We start from the raw sequence: 17,052 nt of genomic DNA on the forward strand, positions 1-17,052 counted from the left end.
TTGGAAGCGATCAGCGCTTCGAAACCGGGATGTAATCGCGCTTCGGTTCGCCGACATAGAGCTGGCGCGGACGGCCGATGCGCTGTTCCGGATCCTCAATCATCTCGTTCCACTGCGCGATCCAGCCGACGGTGCGGGCAAGCGCGAAGAGCACGGTGAACATGGTCGTGGGGAAGCCCAGCGCCTTCAGCGTGATGCCGGAATAGAAGTCGATGTTCGGATAGAGCTTCTTCTCGATGAAATATTCGTCGGTGAGGGCGATACGCTCCAGCTCCATCGCCACTTCGAGCAACGGATCGTCCTTGATGCCGAGTTCGCCGAGCACTTCATGCGTCGTCTTCTGCATGATCTTGGCGCGCGGATCGTAGTTCTTGTAGACGCGGTGACCGAAGCCCATCAGGCGGAACGGATCGTTCTTGTCTTTGGCGCGGGCGACATATTCCGGAATGCGGTCGACCGTGCCAATTTCGTTCAGCATGTTGAGCGCTGCTTCGTTGGCGCCGCCGTGAGCGGGGCCCCAGAGGCAGGCGATGCCGGCGGCGATGCAGGCGAACGGGTTGGCGCCCGACGAACCGGCGAGACGGACGGTCGAGGTCGAGGCGTTCTGCTCGTGATCGGCATGCAGGATGAAGATGCGGTCCATGGCGCGGGCAAGCACCGGATTGACCACATATTCCTCGCAAGGCACGGCAAAGCACATGCGCAGGAAGTTCGAGGCATAGTCGAGGTCGTTCTTCGGATAAACGAAGGGTTGGCCGATATGGTACTTGTAGGCCATGGCGGCAAGCGTCGGCATCTTGGCGATCATGCGCAGGCTGGCGACCATGCGCTGGTGCGGATCGGTGATGTCGGTGGAGTCGTGATAGAAGGCCGACAGCGCGCCGACGCAGCCGCACATGACGGCCATCGGATGCGCATCGCGGCGGAAGCCGGTGAAGAAGCGGCTCATCTGCTCGTGCACCATGGTGTGGTGCGTGACGCGGTAATCGAAATCCTTCTTCTGCACGGTGGTCGGCAGTTCGCCGTAAAGCAGGAGGTAGCAGACTTCGAGGAAGTCGCCGTGCTCGGCGAGCTGCTCGATCGGATAGCCGCGATGCAGCAGGACACCTTCGTCGCCGTCGATGTAGGTGATTTTCGATTCACAGGATGCGGTCGAGGTAAAACCCGGATCGTAGGTGAAGGAAGCCGTGTTCTTGTAGAGGGCACCGATATCGATGACGCTCGGGCCGATCGTGCCGCTTTTGACAGCAAGGTCGACAGACTTGTCACCGATTTTTATTGTAGCGCTTTGATCCGTCATGCTGATCCTCCGAAATGGCGGTGGCGCCATAAAAGCGCCATAGGGGTTAAGCGTCCTCACCGATAGCTATATGATCGTGAAGCTAATGCCAAGTTACCGTGATGGCATTTTGTGCATTGCGGTATCACCTTTTAGGCACTGCAGCGATGAGCCGCACGCATATCGGAAGCCGATGATTCGACTGGTCTTTTGGCGCTCGCGATTTTCCCTCATATTTCAATCGATTATTCTTGCCGGATTTGATTGGAGGTTGCATTCTGGCCGCCTTCGCAGCCGGGCTTGGGCGGTTCATGCAGGAGTTGACGACAGTCGAATTGCGGCCGGAAGCAGGCGAAGGCCTTGCCGGCTCCTCCCGTTTTTCACCACCTGTCGTGGTGACGCGACCGACACGGACGCAGTCGGCGACACCATTGCGCCACCGGCTGCCGGCCGCAGCCTCGCAATTGCTGCGTGCCGGCATGCGCATGCTGGGCGAGGAGGCGGACCACGGCCGCCTGCTGCTGTTCTCGCCGGTCTTCCTCGGCGCCGGGTCAGCCGTCTGGTTTCTCGCGGCATCGGATTTTCCTCTCGTTGCATCACTGCTCTGCCTGTCGGCGCTGACCGTGGCGGTTCTCATCGCCAGCCGCAGCCGGGCGGCAGTGCGGGCAACGCTGCTGGGCCTTTCGCTCGTGGCCTGCGGCATGGTCACGGCGCAGTTCGAGAGCCGGCGGGCTTCGACCGTGATCCTCGATTCCGCAGTGACGACGACGGTGACCGGCCGCGTCGAGCGGCGCGAAGGCGACGGTCGCGGGCGGTGGCGCTACATTCTTACCGTCACCGGTACTGAGGCGCCACAGGTGAAGCGGCCGCCGGAACGCATCACCGCGATCGCCCGCGGCGCGGACGCGGCCTTCGAGATCGGCGATATCATCACCGGCAGGGCGCGACTGACGCCGCCGGCGGGCCCAGCACTTCCCGAGCTCAACGACTTCTCCTTCGGTGCCTATTTCGATGGCATCGGCGCCAACGGCTTCTTCTACGGTGCACCGACGAAGGTCGATGCGCAGGTTGGTCCCCAGGCGGCCAGATCGACGGCGGAAACGCTCCTCGAAGGGCTCTACCGGCTGCGCAGCGGCATTGGTGACCGCATAAGGTCGATCCTGCCCGGCGACACCGGCGCTTTCGCCGCTGCTCTGGTGACGGACGAGCGGCGTGCCATCTCGAATGAAACGACGGAGGCGCTACGCCAGTCCGGTCTGGCTCATATCATCGCCATCTCCGGTCTCAACATGGCGCTGTCGGCCGGCATCTTTTTCGTCGGCTTCCGGATGCTGCTCAGCCTCATTCCCGGCATCGCTGAGGCCTACCCGACGAAGAAAATCGCTGCCGCCGGCGCGCTCATCGCCGTGACCGCCTATTTCCTGATCTCGGGCTTTGCGGTCTCGGCCGAACGCGCCTTCATCATGATGGCCATCATGTTGATTGCCGTCTTCTTCGACCGGCCGTCGATCAGCCTGCGCAATGTCGCGCTCTCCGCTCTCGTCATCATCGCCATTTCGCCGTCCGAAGTCTTGGGTCCGAGCTTCCAGATGTCCTTTGCCGCGACATTGGCGCTGGTCTCGGGCTATCAGTTGTGGAAGGACCGGCGCGTCCGCGAAAACGCCTTCCTGAAGCTGCCGGTCATCAGGCCGTTCGTTACGGTTGCGGGCTTCTTCGGCGGCGTCTTCCTGACCTCGCTGATCGGCGGTCTTTCCACCGCGCTGTTTTCGATCGAGCATTTTCATCGCCTGACCGCCTACGGCCTGCCGGCAAATCTCGCGACAATGCCGATCATCTCCTTCATCATCATGCCGGCCGGCCTGCTGGCGATGCTGCTCATGCCTTTCGGTCTGGATGTTTTGCCCTGGAAGGTCGTCGGATTCGGCCTCGATCTGGTGATCGCGGTCGCAAAGACGGTGTCCGGCTGGGATGGCAATATAGACGTCGGCCGCTTGCCCGCCTGGTATTTCGCGGTCGCCGTGGCAGGCTTTCTGCTGCTGACGCTGCTCCGCACCCGGTTGCGCCATGTCGGCACATCGATCATCGCGGTCGCAACGCTCATCCTGTTGCTTCTGCCGGGTCCCCGTCCGCCGGATCTGGTGATTTCGGAGGATGGTAGTCTCGTCGCGGTCGTCGAGGCGGCGGCAATGGCTTCCAACCGTGAAAGACCGCCGGACTTCATCTTCGACCAGTGGCAGAGAGCGCTGGTCCTGCCGAGGCATGATCCGCCGAAAATGCTGGATGGTCCTGCTATCTCGCCTGAGGGAGAAGATCGCCGCGTCAGGCTTTCCCGCGATCAGCAGAACGAAGCGAGGACCGCGATGCGGACGGCCACAGCGGCCGGTGACACAAACCGCTTTTCCTGCGTCAAGAAGGCCTGGTGCATATCAAGGCTTGGCAATGGTCAGGTGGTAACCGTCATCGACAATGCCGCCTATCTCGGTCCGGCATGCGACGCGGCCGATATCGTCGTGACGTCGGTCCGCCTTCGCTTCAACAGCTGCCGCTCAGGTGCGACGCTCTTCACGGGCGAGACGCTGCGCAGGACCGGTTCCATCGAGTTGCGCTTCACGGACACCGGCCTGGAGGTCGCAACCGCATTCGATGCATTGTCGCGGCCATGGATGCGCCATCGCGCCTATGACTGGCGCAGCAACAGTTTTACCGAATCCAGCCTGGCCAATGTCAGTGATAGCGGCGAATGAGGCCGACGAGTTTGCCCTGAACCTTGACACGGTCCGGCCCGAAAATCCGGGTCTCGTAAGCCGGGTTGGCGGCCTCCAGCGCGATCGAGGCGCCCTTGCGGCGGAAGCGCTTGAGTGTCGCTTCTTCGTCGTCGACCAGAGCAACGACGATGTCGCCAGGACTTGCGGTGCTGCCATTGCGGATGATCACGGTGTCGCCGTCGAAGATGCCGGCGTCGATCATCGAATCGCCCTTGACCTCGAGCGCATAATGTTCACCGGAACCGAGCATATCGGCCGGAACGACGATGTCGTGGGTGTTGTTCTGGATCGCCGAGATCGGCACACCGGCGGCGATTCGGCCCATGACCGGCACAGAGACCGAGTTGCCGTTGTCGGCGACGGATTTTGCGGGAGCAGGGGTGGCGACCGGCTGAGGTTTGCCGAGGCTGCCCTCGATGACGCTCGGCGAAAAGCCGCGCCGGGGTTGGATGCTGGGGCTGTAGGCCTCCGGAAGCTTGATGACCTCGAGCGCGCGGGCGCGGTTCGGTAGGCGGCGAATGAAGCCACGCTCCTCGAGCGCTGTAATCAAGCGATGAATCCCGGACTTCGAGGCGAGGTCCAGGGCATCCTTCATTTCGTCGAAAGATGGCGGAACGCCGGATTCCTTCATGCGCTCATGAATGAAAAGGAGAAGCTCCTGTTGTTTGCGCGTGAGCATCGACGTTGTGACCTCGTGATTGAAACAAATCCAGAACAGACACTATATGTTCCATATGTGTTCCGCAAGTAGCTAAATTTCCGTAAAACTTGGCGCCAACTCGTTGAGATTTTTATTTTCATTCGCCGGATTGGGACACATCTCTTGCATTGAGGGGCGCGCCGTCGCACGTCTCTTGCCGTTCCGGGAGGGATATGATGAACGAGCATTCCGCCAAACCGCGCCCGCTGGATCATGTCGTGCTGCCGGTCGTCAATATCGATCTGGCGCGCGAGAGGCTCGGCAAGCTCGGTTTCACCGTTGCCGCCGATGCGCGCCATCCCTTCGGAACGGAAAACGCCTGCGTTTTTTTTGCCGGCAAGACCTATCTGGAGCCACTCGGGATTGCGAGCGTCGAGGAGAGCGAGGCATCAGCGCGCCAAGGCAATGTCTTCACTGCCCGCAACCAGGCCTTCCGTTTCCGCTGTGGCGAGGAGGGGCTTTCGGGGCTGGCTTTCGGCAGCAAGGACGCCGGCATCGATCATCAGAATTTCGTCGGCAACGGATCGAGCGCCGGCGAGATGCTGCAGTTCACCCGGCCGATGACGATGCCGGACGGTTCCGAGACGATTGCCGGCTTCAAGCTGGCCTTCGCCGGCGACCTGCGCGCGCCGGATCTCCTGCTTTTCGCTGTCGAGCGCGTCAATCCGCTACCGGCCGCACGCGCCGCGCTGGAGACGCATGCCAATGGCGTGACAGGCATAACGGAGATCGCGCTTTGCGCGCCTGATGCTGCCGCCTTCGCTGCCTTCGTCGGCCTTGCCGTGGCGCAATCGGCAGTCGAGAAAACCGGTTTCGGCGTCAATATCGCGGCATCGAATGCGAAAATCAGCCTGATGACTCCGGAAGGGCTGGAGGCCTATTTCGACATCGCCGGCTCATCCGTAGATCACGGCCTGCGCGGCCGGGCAATCCTCTTCGCTGTCGCCGATCTTGCCGTGACAGAAGCGCATTTGGCTGCTAACGGGGTGACACACACGCGCAAGAACAATCGCATTCTGGTGAAGCCCGCGCCCGGGCAGGGCACGCACTTCGCCTTCGAGGAAACACGATGAGCACTGATACGAATTCCGAAGTCAGGATCGGCGAAGGCCAAGGCCAGGTCACCTTTTCCAATGCCGGCCGCCTGTCGCTGATTGCCGGTCCCTGCCAGATGGAGAGCCGCGACCACGCCTTCATGGTTGCCGGCACGCTGAAAGAGCTTTGCGGAAAGCTCGGCATCGGCCTCGTTTACAAGAGTTCCTTCGACAAGGCGAACCGGACCTCGCTGTCGGCTGAACGCGGTATCGGGATCGAGAAGGGCATGGAGGTCTTTGCCGACCTCAAGAAGGAATTCGGCTTTCCCGTCCTGACCGATGTTCATACCGCCGAGCAATGCGAGGAGGTGGCAAAGGTCGTCGACGTCCTGCAGATCCCTGCCTTCCTCTGCCGCCAGACCGACCTTCTCATCGCCGCCGCCAAGACCGGCCGCGTCGTCAATGTCAAGAAGGGCCAGTTCCTCGCTCCCTGGGATATGAAGAACGTCCTGAAGAAGCTCAACGCCAGCGGCAATCCGAACGTGCTGCTGTGCGAGCGCGGCGCCTCCTTCGGCTACAATACGCTGGTTTCCGACATGCGCTCGCTGCCGATCATGGCGGCGATGGGCGCCCCCGTTGTCTTCGATGCGACCCATTCCGTGGCGCAGCCGGGCGGGCAGGGCGAATCCTCCGGCGGTCAGCGGGAATTCGTGGAAACCCTGGCGCGCGCAGCGGTGGCTGCCGGTATCGCCGGTGTCTTCGTCGAAACCCATCAGGACCCCGACAATGCCCCTTCGGACGGCCCGAACATGGTCTATCTCAAGGACATGCCGCGGCTTCTCGAAAAGCTGCTCGCCTTCGATGCGGTCGCCAAGGCTTGACGTTCAACAGTCTGACATGATCGTGCTATAGGCCACATCCGAACGCTGGTCCGAAGGCTATTGCAGCATTGTAATTTGCACGCCTTCGACTAAGACAGGTTTCGAACCGTTTATCACCCACCGAGCAGGAAGAACCCATGACTGCAATCACCGATATCATCGCCCGCGAGATTCTCGATAGCCGTGGCAACCCCACCGTCGAAGTCGATGTCTATCTCGAAGATGGCAGCATGGGCCGCGCGGCCGTTCCCTCGGGCGCCTCGACGGGCGCGCATGAGGCGGTCGAACTGCGTGACGGCGGCAAGCGCTATCTGGGCAAGGGCGTCGAAAAGGCGGTTGAAGCCGCCAACACTGAGATCTTCGACGCGATCGGCGGCATCGACGCCGAAAATCAGATCCAGATCGACAACATCATGATCGAGCTGGACGGCACGCCGAACAAGTCGCGTCTCGGCGCCAACGCCATCCTCGGTGTGTCGCTCGCCGTCGCCAAGGCTGCCGCCCAGGCGTCCGGCCTGCCGCTCTACCGTTATGTCGGCGGCGCTTCCGCCTGCCTGCTGCCGGTGCCCATGATGAACATCATCAATGGTGGCGCCCATGCCGATAACCCGATCGATTTCCAGGAGTTCATGATCCTGCCGGTCGGCGCCGATTCGATCGCCGAAGCCGTGCGCATGGGTTCTGAAGTCTTCCACACGCTGCGCAAGGAACTTGCCGCGCAGGGCCACAACACCAATGTCGGCGATGAAGGCGGTTTCGCACCCGGCCTGAAGAGCGCGCCTGAGGCCCTCGACTTCATCATGAAGTCGATCGAGAAAGCCGGCTACAAGCCGGGCGACGACATGTGCCTCGGCCTCGACTGCGCCTCGACCGAATTCTTCAAGGACGGCAAATACGTTCTCGAAGGGGAAGGCCGCACGCTGGAATCGGGCGCCATGGCCGAATATCTGGCCGAACTCGCTGCCAACTATCCGATCATCTCGATCGAGGACGGCATGGCCGAAGACGACTGGGATGGCTGGAAGACGCTGACCGACCTGGCCGGCAAGAAGACCCAGCTCGTCGGCGACGATCTCTTCGTCACCAACTCCGCCCGTCTTCGCGACGGCATCCGCATGGGCGTCGCCAACTCGATCCTGGTGAAAGTCAACCAGATCGGCACGCTGACGGAAACACTCGATGCCGTCAACACGGCGCACAAGGCGGCCTATACCGCCGTCATGTCCCACCGCTCCGGCGAGACCGAAGATTCGACCATCGCCGATCTCGCGGTCGCCACTAACTGCGGTCAGATCAAGACCGGCTCGCTGTCGCGTTCCGACCGTCTTGCCAAGTACAACCAGCTGATCCGCATCGAAGAAGGCCTCGGCCCCCAGGCCCAGTATGCCGGCCGCTCGATCATTCGCGGCTGATCGGACCTGATTTCCAACGGCTTGACCCGCGCCTTCCCGGCGCGGGTTTTTTGTTGCCCGTTTTTTAGAGTCAACGAACGGTTAATCTCTGCGCGCTAGATTGAATGAATTGGTAATGCGTTCAAGAGCATGCGTGTATGTGGACAAAGCATCATAAGAAGAGAAAGATCGGTCGCTTCGTCATTCCGGCCATGACGGTCGCCTTCCTCTCCTATTTCGGTTATCATTGCATCCATGGCGATTACGGCCTGCGCGCGACGGAGACGTTCGAGCGTCAGCGTGTCGCCCGTGAAAAAGAGCTTGCGGTCTTGAAGACGAAGCGCGAACATCTGGAAAACCAGGTCGCGCTTTTGAGTGACGGCTCGCTCGATAAGGATATGTTGGACGAAAAAGCGCGTTATCAGCTCAACATGTCGCGCGCGGACGAGATCGTCATATTCAACCATTATTCCAATTAACCGGAAACAAGTTAATTGGAATTTTCATTGTTTTTCCAATAATTTAGCGCCGAATACGAGCCATGCAATTATGGCATTGCTGTGGTCATATTTCTTCCCTATGGTACGCGCCACCAAGAAACGACAAACCCATAGGGAGGGTTGAATGGCGCCGCGAAAGACCGCGACCGTTTCCAGCCGCAAAACTGCAGCAAAACCGGCAGCCAAAGCATCGAACGGAGGCCCGGTAGCCGACTTCGATCGCAATGAAGAGCTCAAGGCCTATCGCGAGATGCTGCTGATCCGCCGCTTCGAGGAGAAGGCCGGCCAGCTTTACGGCATGGGCTTCATCGGCGGCTTTTGTCACCTCTACATCGGTCAGGAAGCTGTCGTCGTCGGCATGCAGATGGCGCAGAAGGATGGCGACCAGGTCATCACCGCCTATCGCGACCACGGCCATATGCTGGCAACCGGCATGGAAGCGCGCGGCGTCATGGCGGAACTGACCGGGCGTCGCAGCGGCTATTCCCACGGCAAGGGCGGCTCGATGCACATGTTCTCGAAAGAGAAGCATTTCTACGGCGGTCATGGCATCGTCGGCGCCCAGGTCTCGCTCGGAACGGGCCTTGCCTTCGCAAACCGCTACCGCGGCAACGACAGCGTCTCCATCGCCTATTTCGGCGACGGCGCTGCCAACCAGGGCCAGGTCTACGAGAGCTTCAACATGGCTGCTCTCTGGAAGCTGCCGATCGTCTATATCGTCGAGAACAACCGGTACGCCATGGGCACCTCGACCGCCCGCGCCACCGCGCAGTCGAATTATTCGCTGCGCGGATCCGGCTTCGGCATCCCCGGCATTCAGGTCGACGGCATGGACGTCCGCGCCGTCAAGGCTGCGGCCGACGAGGCGCTCGAACATTGCCGTTCCGGCAAGGGCCCGATCATTCTCGAAATGCTGACCTATCGTTATCGCGGTCACTCCATGTCCGACCCGGCGAAGTATCGCTCCAAGGACGAGGTGCAGAAGATGCGCTCCGAGCACGACCCGATCGAACAGGTCAAGGCACGCCTCGTCGAAAAGGGCTGGGCTTCTGAAGACGATCTGAAGGCGATCGACAAGGATGTCCGCGACATCGTCGCCGACAGCGCCGACTTCGCCCAGGCCGATCCGGAGCCGGATGTATCCGAGCTCTATACCGACATTCTGCTCTAATCGGGGAGGGAACCCATGCCTATCGATATCCTCATGCCCGCCCTCTCTCCGACCATGGAAGAAGGCACACTGTCCAAATGGCTGAAGCAGGAAGGTGACAAGGTCACTTCAGGCGACGTGATCGCCGAAATCGAAACCGACAAGGCGACGATGGAAGTCGAAGCCGTCGACGAAGGCGTCATCGGCAAGCTTCTGGTTCCTGCTGGAACCGAAGGCGTCAAGGTGAACGCCAAGATCGCCGTTCTCCTGCAGGACGGTGAATCCGCATCCGACATGTCTGCGTCCGCTCCGGCAGCAGCGCCGGCTGCTGCACCGCAGGCCGCGCAGGAGGAAAAGCCGGCTGCCGCAACTCCGGCATCCGCACCCGTTCCGGCCGAGCCGAAAGCCCAGGTGCAGAACGACCCCGAAATCCCGGCCGGCACCGAAATGGTGTCGACGACCGTGCGCGAAGCGCTGCGCGACGCCATGGCCGAGGAAATGCGCGCCGACGAAAACGTCTTCGTCATGGGCGAGGAAGTCGCCGAATACCAGGGCGCCTACAAGGTCACGCAGGGGCTGCTGCAGGAATTCGGCCCCCGCCGCGTCGTCGATACGCCGATCACCGAGCATGGCTTTGCCGGCGTCGGCGTCGGTGCCGCCATGGCCGGCCTTCGGCCGATCGTCGAGTTCATGACCTTCAACTTCGCCATGCAGGCGATCGACCAGATCATCAACTCCGCTGCCAAGACGCTCTACATGTCCGGCGGCCAGATGGGCGCTCCGATCGTCTTCCGCGGCCCGAATGGTGCAGCGGCCCGTGTCGGCGCCCAGCACAGCCAGGATTATGCAGCCTGGTACAGCGCCATTCCCGGCCTGAAGGTCGTCATGCCCTACACGGCATCCGATGCCAAGGGCCTACTGAAGGCTGCGATCCGCGATCCGAACCCGGTCATCTTCCTCGAAAACGAAATTCTCTACGGCCAGCACTTCGATGTGCCGAAGCTTGACAATTTCGTCCTGCCGATCGGCAAGGCGCGCATCCATCGTCCGGGCAAGGACGTCACCGTGGTCTCCTTCGGCATCGGCATGACCTATGCGATCAAGGCTGTCGCCGAACTCGAAAAGCTCGGCATCGATGTCGAACTGATCGACCTTCGCACTATCCGCCCGATGGACCTGCCGGCTGTGATCGAATCGGTGAAGAAAACCGGACGTCTGGTGACCGTCGAGGAAGGTTATCCGCAATCATCCGTCGGCACCGAAATCGCCACCCGCGTCATGCAGCAGGCCTTCGACTATCTCGATGCGCCGATCCTGACGATCGCAGGCAAGGACGTTCCGATGCCTTACGCCGCCAATCTCGAAAAGCTCGCCCTTCCGAACGTCGGCGAAGTGGTCGATGCGGTGAAGGCTGTTTGCTACAAATAAGGGGAGGGTGTTTCGATGCCGATCAATATCACGATGCCCGCCCTCTCTCCGACCATGGAGGAAGGCAATCTTTCCAAATGGCTGGTCAAGGAAGGCGACAAGGTCAAATCTGGCGACGTCATCGCCGAGATCGAGACCGACAAGGCGACGATGGAAGTCGAAGCCGTCGATGAAGGCACGGTCGCCAAGCTCGTCGTTGCGGCCGGCACCGAAGGCGTCAAGGTCAATGCGCTGATCGCGGTTCTCGCCGCCGATGGCGAGGACGTCGCTGCTGCCGCAAGCGCTGCGGGTTCCGCCGCCCCAGCGCCGAAGGCAGACGGTGCGGCCGCGCCGAAGGCCGAAGCTGCACCGGCTCCGGCGCAGTCCACTCCGGCTGCAGCGCCAGCACCCGCCGCCGCACCCGCATCGGTTTCGGCTGATGGCAACCGCACCTTCTCTTCGCCGCTTGCCCGCAGACTGGCCAAGGAAGCCGGTATCGATCTTTCGGCAGTCGCAGGCACCGGCCCGCACGGCCGCGTCGTCAAGAGCGACATTGAAGCCGCCGTTGCCGGTGGCGCCGCCAAGGCCGCAGCACCCGCCGCCGCTGCCTCCGCTCCGCAAGCCTCGGCGGCTCCGGCCGCCGCGCCGAAGGGCGCATCCGAAGAAGCCGTGCTCAAGCTCTTCGAGCCTGGTTCCTACGAGCTCGTGCCGCATGACGGCATGCGCAAGACGATCGCCAGGCGCCTGGTCGAATCCAAGCAGACGATCCCGCATTTCTACGTCAGCGTCGATTGCGAGCTCGATGCGCTGCTGGCGCTGCGCGCCCAACTGAACGATGCGGCTCCGCGCAAGGACAACGCTCCGGCCTACAAGCTCTCGGTCAACGACATGGTCATCAAGGCCATGGCGCTGTCGCTGCGCGACGTTCCGGATGCCAACGTCTCCTGGACCGACAGCAACATGGTCAAGCACAAGCACGCCGATGTCGGCGTCGCCGTCTCGATCCCCGGCGGCCTGATCACCCCGATCATCCGCAAGGCCGAGGAAAAGACGCTGTCGACGATCTCCAACGAGATGCGCGATCTCGGCAAGCGGGCCAAGGACCGCAAGCTGAAGCCCGAGGAATATCAGGGCGGCACCAGCTCGGTCTCGAACATGGGCATGATGGGCGTGAAGAACTTCGCAGCCGTCGTCAACCCGCCGCATGCGACGATCCTCGCGGTCGGCGCCGGTGAACAGCGGGTCGTCGTCAAGAAGGGCGAAATGGCGATTGCCACCGTGATGTCAGTCACGCTCTCGACCGACCATCGCTGCGTCGACGGCGCGCTCGGCGCCGAGCTGCTCCAGGCCTTCAAGGGCTACATCGAAAACCCGATGGGCATGCTTGTCTGATAGCGGCACGAGGCGGAAATGACCAAGACCGTTCTTTGCTATGGTGACTCGCTGACCTGGGGTTATGACGCCGAGACGATCGGCCGTCATGATTACAAGAATCGCTGGCCGAGCGTGCTTCAGGCAGCGCTCGGCGGTGACGCGCGTATCATCGCCGAAGGCTTGAACGGTCGCACCACCGCTTTCGACGACCATCTCGCCGATTGCGACCGCAACGGTGCGCGCATCCTGCCGACGATCCTGCAGACGCATGCGCCGCTCGACCTCGTCATCCTTCTGCTCGGCACCAATGACATGAAGCCGGTCGTGGCAGGCTCGGCCTTTGCCGCATGCCAGGGCATCAGCCGGCTCGTGCGGCTGATCCGCAATCATGCCTGGCCCTTCGAATTCGATGGGCCGGAGATCCTGATCGTGGCGCCGCCGGCGATCCGCGCGACGGGCAATGTGCCCTTCGCCGCATCGTTTCCCGGCGGCATCGAGGAATCGTCAAAGCTAGCAACGCTTTATCGTGATCTTGCCGACGAACTCGGTTGTGGCTTTTTCGACGGCAATTCCGTCGCCAAGACCACACCGATCGACGGCATTCACCTCGATGCGGAGAATACGCGTGCGCTCGGCCGCGGGCTGGAATCGATCGTGCGGATGATGCTGGGGATCTGAGCATGACCTCCTTCATCGCCCTCCGGCAGGCCTCACGGCGGGATGCCTCGGAGCTGGCGATTCTGGCGGATATCGCATCGCGCGGTTTTGCCTCCTGGCTCTGGTTTGCCGGCGTGGAAAACGGCGTGAGCGACACGCCGCTGGAGCGGGGGCGGCTGAAAATGGGCGAGGAGGAGGCTGTCGGCAGTTGGCGGGATGCCGTCATTGCAGAGGCCTATGGCGAGGTCGCTGGTGTGGCGATTGGCCATGCGCTGGGTGAGGGGATAGGTGATATCGAGGCGACGATTCCGGCGACCGCACCGATGGTTGCCTTGCAGAAGACGGTGGTCGGAAGTTGGTTCATTGGCAGTCTCGGCGTCTATCGCCACCTGCGGGGCATCGGCATCGGACGCAGGCTGCTGGACGATCAGATCGAAAGGGCGGATAGCCGGCCCGTCAGCCTGATCACCGCCAGCGACAACGAAGCGGCTTTGTCGCTTTATGGAAGAAACGGATTCCTGGAGGCTGCGCGCGCCGATGCCGTGCCGCTCTTCGACAACAGCAAGAGACATGCGTGGGTGCTCATGACCCGCAGCGCAGCGTAACAAAGGCAGGAAACACATGGCTGAATCCTACGACGTCATCATCATCGGCTCGGGTCCCGGCGGCTATGTCGCTGCCATCCGCGCCAGCCAGCTCGGCCTCAAGACTGCGATCGTCGAGCGCGAGCATATGGGCGGCATCTGCCTGAACTGGGGTTGCATCCCGACCAAGGCGCTGCTGCGCTCGGCCGAGGTGCTCGATCACGCCAATCACTTCAAGGACTTCGGCCTCGTTCTCGAAGGCACGGTCAAGCCGGATGCCAAGGCCGTCGTCGGCCGCTCGCGCGCCGTCTCCGCCCGCCTGAACGCCGGCGTCGGCTTCCTGATGAAGAAGAACAAGATCGACATCATCTGGGGCGAAGCGAAGATCACCAAGCCCGGCGAGATCGTCGTCGGCAAGTCGTCGAAGCCGGTCGTCGAGCCGCAGCATCCGCTGCCGAAGAACGTCAAGAGCGGCGAGGGCACCTATACCGCCAAGCATATCATCATCGCCACCGGCGCCCGCCCGCGCGCTCTGCCCGGCATCGAGCCGGATGGCAAGCTGATCTGGACCTATTTCGAGGCGCTGAAGCCGGATCTTCTGCCGAAGTCGCTGATCGTCATGGGCTCGGGCGCGATCGGCATCGAATTCGCCAGCTTCTATCGTTCGATGGGCGTCGACGTGACGGTCGTCGAAGTCATGCCGACCATCATGCCGGTCGAGGATGCCGAGATCACGGCGATCGCCCGCAAGCAGCTTGAAAAGCGCGGCCTCAAGATCTTCACCAGCGCCAAGGTCTCGAAGGTCGACAAGGCCACGAACAGCGTTACCGCCCATGTCGAGACGGCCGATGGCAAGGTGCAGCAGATCACTGCCGACCGGCTGATTTCGGCCGTCGGTGTTCAGGGCAATATCGAAAACCTCGGTCTCGAGGCGCTCGGCGTCAAGACCGACCGCGGCTGCGTCGTCATCGACGGTTACGGCAAGACCAATGTCGCCGGCATCTATGCGATCGGCGATGTCGCCGGCCCGCCGATGCTGGCGCACAAGGCAGAGCATGAGGGCGTCGTCTGCGTCGAAAAGATCGCCGGCCTGCCGAATGTTCATCCCACAGACAAGGGCAAGGTCCCGGGCTGCACCTATTGCAATCCGCAGGTCGCCTCCGTCGGCATCACCGAAGCCAAAGCCAAGGAGCAGGGCCGCGACATCCGCGTCGGCCGCTTCTCCTTCGCAGCGAACGGCAAGGCGATCGCGCTCGGCGAAGACCAGGGCATGGTGAAGGTGATCTTCGACAAGAAGACCGGCGAACTGCTCGGCGCCCACATGGTCGGCGCTGAAGTTACCGAGCTCATCCAGGGCTTCGTCGTCGCGATGAATCTCGAGACGACCGAGGAAGAGCTGATGCACACGATCTTCCCGCATCCAACCGTGTCGGAATCGATGAAGGAAGCGGTGCTCGATGCTTACGGCCGCGTGCTGAACGCTTGATAATTTCCAATGCCGCCCTGTATCACGGGGTGGCAAAGCCATCCCGCGGGGTGGAAAACAAGAAAGGAAATCATCATGTCTATGGAGACGCAGGCGTTGCTGGTGTTTTTGCTGATCGGCCTGGTTGCAGGCTTCCTCGCAAGCCTGGTCGTCGGTGGCGGCGGGCTGATAAGGTGCCTGCTGAGCGGCATCATCGGCGCCTTCGTCGGCGGCTATCTGTTCAGCGCGCTCGGCATTTCGCTGGGCATTGAAAACGCGCTGGTGGTGCAGATCATCCACGCCACCGTCGGCGCCATTATCGTGGTTCTGATCGCGAGAGCGGTCGCTTGAAGAGCAACTGAGGGCCAACTTGAGGGTAGGGGAAGGCATGGAAAGCGTCGGCTGGATTTCGGCAATCATCATCGGCGGGCTTGCAGGCTGGCTCGCCGGCAAGCTGATGGAAGCGCGATACGGGATTTTCCTGAACATCGTGCTCGGCATCGTCGGCTCGGTCGTCGCAAGCGCCATCCTCGCGCAGTTTCACCTTGAGGTGGTCGGCGGGCGGCTCGGTTACTTCGTGACGGGTTTCCTCGGCGCCTGCTTGTTGATATTCCTTGCGCGGCTGGTGCGGCGCTAGATCCGATTGATTTGCCGCATAGGGGCGGTAGAAAGCTGAAACTGCAATGGTGACGATCCTCGATACGATCAATCCCGACGCCAAGCGCGTGCGGCATCCCGAGAAGGCGCATCGGCCGGACACGGAAGTCATGCGCAAGCCGGACTGGATTCGCGTCAAGGCGCCGACCTCCAAGGGTTATGCCGAGACGCGCGCGATCGTGAAGGAGCACAAGCTCGTCACCGTCTGCGAGGAGGCCGGCTGCCCGAATATCGGCGAGTGCTGGGACAAGAAGCACGCGACCTTCATGATCATGGGCGAGATCTGTACCCGCGCCTGCGCCTTCTGCAATGTCGCCACCGGCAAGCCGAATGCGCTCGACATGGCCGAGCCGGAGAATGTCGCCAAGGCGGTCAAGGAGATGGGCCTCAGCCACGTCGTCATCACCTCGGTCGACCGTGACGACCTGGAGGACGGCGGCGCCGAGCACTTCGAAAAGGTGATCTGGGCGATCCGTGCCGCCTCGCCGATGACGACGATCGAGATCCTGACGCCAGACTTCCTGAAGAAGCCAGGGGCGCTGGAACGCGTCGTCGCCGCCAAGCCCGACGTCTTCAACCACAATATGGAAACGGTGCCCGGCAACTATCTGACGGTTCGCCCCGGCGCCCGCTACTTCCATTCCGTCCGCCTGCTGCAGCGGGTGAAGGAACTCGATCCGACGATGTTCACCAAATCGGGCATCATGGTCGGTCTCGGCGAAGAGCGAAACGAAGTGCTGCAGCTGATGGACGATCTGCGCACCGCCGATGTCGATTTCCTGACGATCGGCCAGTACCTGCAGCCGACCCGCAAGCACCACAAGGTCGAAAGCTTCGTCACCCCAGACGAGTTCAAGTCCTACGAGACTGTCGCCTACAGCAAGGGCTTCCTGATGGTCGCCTCCAGCCCCCTGACCCGCTCCTCCCACCATGCCGGCGACGACTTTGCCCGGCTGAGAGCTGCGCGCGAGAAGAAGCTGTTGATGGCTGCCGAGTAAGAGCCGGCACTTGCTTTTTGATCGAACCGCGGCGATTTTCGCCGCAGTTCAGTTTGTCGGCAAACCTCGATCTTTACTCGACGTCATCCTCGGCCTTGTGCCGAGGATCTGCTGCGCCGGTTGCAGATGCTCGGGACAAGCCCGAGCATGACGAAAGAGGAATGGCCGATTTTATAAGCAGTCTGAGCCGCGGGGATTTTCGCAGCGTTT

The 17,052-nt window shown here is 61.8% G+C and carries 16 protein-coding genes; 14 read left to right on the top strand and 2 right to left on the bottom strand.

Translation table 11 applies throughout. The features are described 5' to 3' along the window. Positions 1-10: 10 nt before the first annotated feature. Complete coding sequence (gene gltA / locus RL_RS11570) at positions 11-1,300, bottom strand: citrate synthase (protein WP_003539304.1); 1,290 nt, start codon at positions 1,298-1,300, stop codon at positions 11-13. 290 nt (positions 1,301-1,590) lie between these two features. Here gltA and RL_RS11575 point away from each other — a divergent pair, with 290 nt between their 5' ends. Beyond that, positions 1,591-4,023, top strand: coding sequence for a ComEC/Rec2 family competence protein (locus tag RL_RS11575; protein ID WP_041936565.1), 2,433 nt, complete (start codon positions 1,591-1,593; stop codon positions 4,021-4,023). On the opposite strand, the gene lexA is transcribed toward RL_RS11575, so the two are convergent. Further along, on the bottom strand, positions 4,004-4,723 hold the full coding sequence (lexA, locus tag RL_RS11580; RefSeq protein WP_011651826.1) for a transcriptional repressor LexA: 720 nt from the start codon (positions 4,721-4,723) through the stop codon (positions 4,004-4,006). The two genes, RL_RS11575 and lexA, sit on opposite strands and share 20 nt — an antisense overlap. Before the next feature lie 197 nt (positions 4,724-4,920). Here lexA and RL_RS11585 point away from each other — a divergent pair, with 197 nt between their 5' ends. From RL_RS11585 to lipA, 13 genes are all read left to right on the top strand, one after another. Further along, positions 4,921-5,817 (top strand): VOC family protein, encoded by an 897-nt coding sequence (locus tag RL_RS11585; protein WP_041936318.1) that lies wholly within the window; start codon positions 4,921-4,923, stop codon positions 5,815-5,817. Beyond that, on the top strand, positions 5,814-6,659 hold the full coding sequence (gene kdsA / locus RL_RS11590; RefSeq protein ID WP_011651828.1) for a 3-deoxy-8-phosphooctulonate synthase: 846 nt from the start codon (positions 5,814-5,816) through the stop codon (positions 6,657-6,659). The genes RL_RS11585 and kdsA overlap by 4 nt, the downstream gene beginning before the upstream one ends. 137 nt (positions 6,660-6,796) lie before the next feature. After that, on the top strand, positions 6,797-8,071 hold the full coding sequence (gene eno / locus RL_RS11595) for a phosphopyruvate hydratase (protein ID WP_011651829.1): 1,275 nt from the start codon (positions 6,797-6,799) through the stop codon (positions 8,069-8,071). Between the two features lie 137 nt (positions 8,072-8,208). Further along, on the top strand, positions 8,209-8,529 hold the full coding sequence (locus tag RL_RS11600) for an FtsB family cell division protein (RefSeq protein ID WP_011651830.1): 321 nt from the start codon (positions 8,209-8,211) through the stop codon (positions 8,527-8,529). A gap of 145 nt (positions 8,530-8,674) precedes the next feature. Continuing rightward, positions 8,675-9,721: a pyruvate dehydrogenase (acetyl-transferring) E1 component subunit alpha gene (gene pdhA / locus RL_RS11605; RefSeq protein WP_003539317.1), complete on the top strand. Its 1,047-nt coding sequence runs from the start codon at positions 8,675-8,677 to the stop codon at positions 9,719-9,721. 15 nt (positions 9,722-9,736) lie between these two features. After that, on the top strand, positions 9,737-11,128 hold the full coding sequence (locus RL_RS11610; protein WP_011651831.1) for a pyruvate dehydrogenase complex E1 component subunit beta: 1,392 nt from the start codon (positions 9,737-9,739) through the stop codon (positions 11,126-11,128). A 15-nt stretch (positions 11,129-11,143) separates the two neighbouring features. Continuing rightward, positions 11,144-12,499, top strand: coding sequence for a pyruvate dehydrogenase complex dihydrolipoamide acetyltransferase (locus RL_RS11615; protein ID WP_011651832.1), 1,356 nt, complete (start codon positions 11,144-11,146; stop codon positions 12,497-12,499). Positions 12,500-12,517: 18 nt separating this feature from the next. After that, positions 12,518-13,159, top strand: a complete 642-nt coding sequence (locus tag RL_RS11620) for an SGNH/GDSL hydrolase family protein (RefSeq protein WP_011651833.1) — start codon at positions 12,518-12,520, stop codon at positions 13,157-13,159. 2 nt (positions 13,160-13,161) lie between these two features. Beyond that, a complete protein-coding gene (locus RL_RS11625; protein ID WP_011651834.1) occupies positions 13,162-13,743 on the top strand; it encodes a GNAT family N-acetyltransferase in 582 nt (193 codons plus the stop codon). Positions 13,744-13,759: 16 nt separating this feature from the next. Beyond that, positions 13,760-15,208 carry a dihydrolipoyl dehydrogenase gene (lpdA, locus tag RL_RS11630; protein WP_011651835.1) on the top strand — a complete coding sequence of 483 codons (1,449 nt, stop codon included), beginning with the start codon at positions 13,760-13,762 and terminating at the stop codon, positions 15,206-15,208. Between the two features lie 75 nt (positions 15,209-15,283). Continuing rightward, positions 15,284-15,538 carry a GlsB/YeaQ/YmgE family stress response membrane protein gene (locus RL_RS11635; RefSeq protein WP_003539329.1) on the top strand — a complete coding sequence of 85 codons (255 nt, stop codon included), beginning with the start codon at positions 15,284-15,286 and terminating at the stop codon, positions 15,536-15,538. 37 nt (positions 15,539-15,575) lie between these two features. After that, a complete protein-coding gene (locus tag RL_RS11640; RefSeq protein WP_003539331.1) occupies positions 15,576-15,824 on the top strand; it encodes a GlsB/YeaQ/YmgE family stress response membrane protein in 249 nt (82 codons plus the stop codon). Between the two features lie 46 nt (positions 15,825-15,870). Then, positions 15,871-16,842, top strand: a complete 972-nt coding sequence (lipA, locus tag RL_RS11645; protein WP_003559117.1) for a lipoyl synthase — start codon at positions 15,871-15,873, stop codon at positions 16,840-16,842. Positions 16,843-17,052: the final 210 nt, after the last annotated feature.

This window comes from Rhizobium johnstonii 3841 (genome assembly GCF_000009265.1).
GTDB lineage: Bacteria > Pseudomonadota > Alphaproteobacteria > Rhizobiales > Rhizobiaceae > Rhizobium > Rhizobium acaciae.